Source organism: Enterobacter sp. 01-M-02-SI-ECC (genome assembly GCF_047530595.1).
GTDB classification, from domain to species: Bacteria; Pseudomonadota; Gammaproteobacteria; order Enterobacterales; family Enterobacteriaceae; genus Enterobacter; species Enterobacter cloacae_M.
This window is the reverse complement of record NZ_JBLKCZ010000078.1, coordinates 1-2437: the sequence shown is the minus strand read 5'-3', so window position 1 is coordinate 2437 and position 2437 is coordinate 1. Positions and strand designations below refer to the sequence as shown.

Here is a 2437-nt window from a genome sequence, read left to right as displayed (position 1 = left end):
GTAAGCGTGCAGTGAGAACCGTATTGACGAAGTGAAGCTGGTCAGGCAGGCAGAGTAACCCGCCACGGGAGCAGAGCACCCACCCGGTTCACAGGCCAGTCGGCGATGACATCAAGTACATAATGCAGATAGCGTTCCGGATCCACGCCGTTTAATTTGCACGTCCCGATAAGACTGTACAGTGACGCACCGCGCTCACCACCATGATCCGAGCCGAAGAACAGCCAGTTTTTTCTCCCCAGACTGACCCGTCGTAGGGCGTTTTCGGCAATGTTATTATCCACCTCCACCCAGCCATCTTCTGCATAGCGGATCAGCGCCGGCCACTGGTTCAGCGCATACCCGAACGCCTTCGCCAGTTCTGAGTGCCTTGAGAGGGTTTTCTGTTTCTCCCGCAGCCACCCCTCCAGTGACGCCAGCAGCGGCAGCACTTTTTGGTGCCGGACTGCCTGCCGTTCCTCTGCTCTTTTACCTCTGATCTCCGACTCGATGGCATACAGCTCGCCGATCCGTTTCAGCGCCTCCTCCGTCAGGACTGACGGGGTACGGACGTGAACATCGTGGATTTTTCGGCGGGCATGGGCCCAGCACGCGGCTTCCTTTATATGGCCGTCGCGGTAGAGCTCGTTGAACCCGGCGTAGGCATCAGCCTGCAGTACGCCACTGAAGCCTGCAAGATGGGTCTGAGGGTGGATACCTTTTCTGTCCGGGCTGTAAGCGAACCACACTGCGGGGGCCAGCGCTGATCCGGCGTTGCGGTCGTCTCGAACGTACGTCCATAAGCGCCCGGTCTTCGTCTTCTTATTGCCCGGCAACAGCACCGGGACAGGCGTATCGTCAGCATGGAGTTTGCCGTCGGTCAGGACATAGTGCTGAAGGGCTTCATCCAGCGGTGCCAGCAGACGACAACACGCATCCACCCAGCCCGACAGTACAGAACGACTCAACACTACACCCTGGCGGGCATAGATCTCCGACTGGCGATACAGCGGTGTGTGCTCTGCATACTTTGAGGTCAGCACTCGGGCCAGCAGCCCCGGTCCGGCGATCCCCCGTTCGATGGGGCGCGAAGGAGCCGGGGCCTGAACGATGCGATCGCACCGACGGCAGGCATGCTTTTCACGGACTGTCCGGATAACCCGGAAGGCGCTGCGCATCAGCTCCAGCTGTTCGGCGGCATCCTCACCCAGGTAACTCAGCGAACCACCGCACTCCGGGCAACACGGCTCAGTCGGCAGCAGCCGCTTCTCATCCCGTGGGAGTGACTCAGGGAACGGTTTGCGGGTGCGGGTCTGACGCAGCGGGCGCTGCACTGCCGGGTCATCCACCCGGCCGGTCAGCGTATCGCTTTCCTGCTGCAGCAGGTTCAGGTCAGCTTCCATTTGCGCGATACGGCGGGATACCTTTTCGGAACGACTGCCGAAGTTCATCCGGCGCAGCTTATCCAGTTGCGCCTGCAGATGGTCTATTTCGCGTTCCCGGTTGCTCAGCTTTTCCTGCAGGGCGTGGATCAACGCTTCCTGTTCGGCCAGGCGCTGTTTCAGCAGAAGGATGTCGTCAGAAGAGGTATCGTTCATAAGCCTGTATTTTACCAGGCTTATTCTGCGACAACCAGGATAAAGAGCGCTACAACATGGTCAGGGATGTCAGTAACCGCTTTGGCTGTCGCCAGTCGATACCTTCCATCAGCATCGCCAGTTGCGCCGGCGTCAGGAACACTTTGCCATCGCGGGCTGAGGGCCAGGCGAAGCGACCACGTTCCAGTCGCTTTGTCAGCAGGCACAGACCATCGCCGGTGGACCAGAGCAGTTTTACCTGACTGCCGCTGCGTCCCCGGAAGATGAAGACGTGGCCGGACATCGGGTCATCTTTCAGCGCGGTCTGCACCTTTGCGGCGAGGCCATTGAAGCCGTTGCGCATATCGGTGATACCGGCAACCAGCCAGATTTTTGTGCCTGCGGGAAGATTTATCATACCGGCCCCCGCATCAGTTCGCGCAGGACAGTGCTCATGAGTTCAGCAGAGGGATGAGTCAGTGTTATTTCTCCTCCCCGACATTTTATGTGGCAGGTAGCGGGAGGAGAGCAGGATGGTAGTTCGAAGGTTGGGAGAGAAGAGCCCGCCTGAAGCTGCACGGGTATCAGGGCAGGAAGCGACGATGAGTTTTTTCGGGGCCGACAGACCCGCCCTTCACGCTGCCAGAGCCTTATCCATTTAAAGAGCAGGTTATCATTGACGTCATGTTTCCGGGCCAGTGCGGCAATACTGCCTTCTTCTTCAAGAGCCAGCCTGACCAGTTCCATTTTGAATTCAGGGGAATAGTGTTTCCGGGGAAGTCTTTCTTTAGCGCGCATGAGGTGTCCACCTGCAAAATAAGTGGGTGCTTAAGTTACAGGATCCTGGATTCGGGACCAGACGGTACTCAGACGACGCTTAC

Annotated in this window: 3 protein-coding genes; all 3 read right to left on the bottom strand. The window is 58.4% G+C overall.

Translation table 11 applies throughout. The annotated features are described in order from the left end of the window. Positions 1-41: 41 nt before the first annotated feature. From tnpC to ACMWLG_RS25645, 3 genes are read right to left on the bottom strand one after another with little or no spacing between them, the layout of a single operon-like run. The gene (tnpC, locus tag ACMWLG_RS25655) at positions 42-1577 is read right to left on the bottom strand and encodes an IS66 family transposase (RefSeq protein ID WP_001000409.1); all 1536 of its coding nucleotides are present in this window, start codon (positions 1575-1577) and stop codon (positions 42-44) included. Between the two features lie 49 nt (positions 1578-1626). Further along, on the bottom strand, positions 1627-1974 hold the full coding sequence (tnpB, locus tag ACMWLG_RS25650; RefSeq protein ID WP_000609174.1) for an IS66 family insertion sequence element accessory protein TnpB: 348 nt from the start codon (positions 1972-1974) through the stop codon (positions 1627-1629). Beyond that, positions 1971-2303 carry a transposase gene (locus ACMWLG_RS25645; protein WP_050586387.1) on the bottom strand — a complete coding sequence of 111 codons (333 nt, stop codon included), beginning with the start codon at positions 2301-2303 and terminating at the stop codon, positions 1971-1973. The genes tnpB and ACMWLG_RS25645 overlap by 4 nt, the downstream gene beginning before the upstream one ends. Positions 2304-2437: the final 134 nt, after the last annotated feature.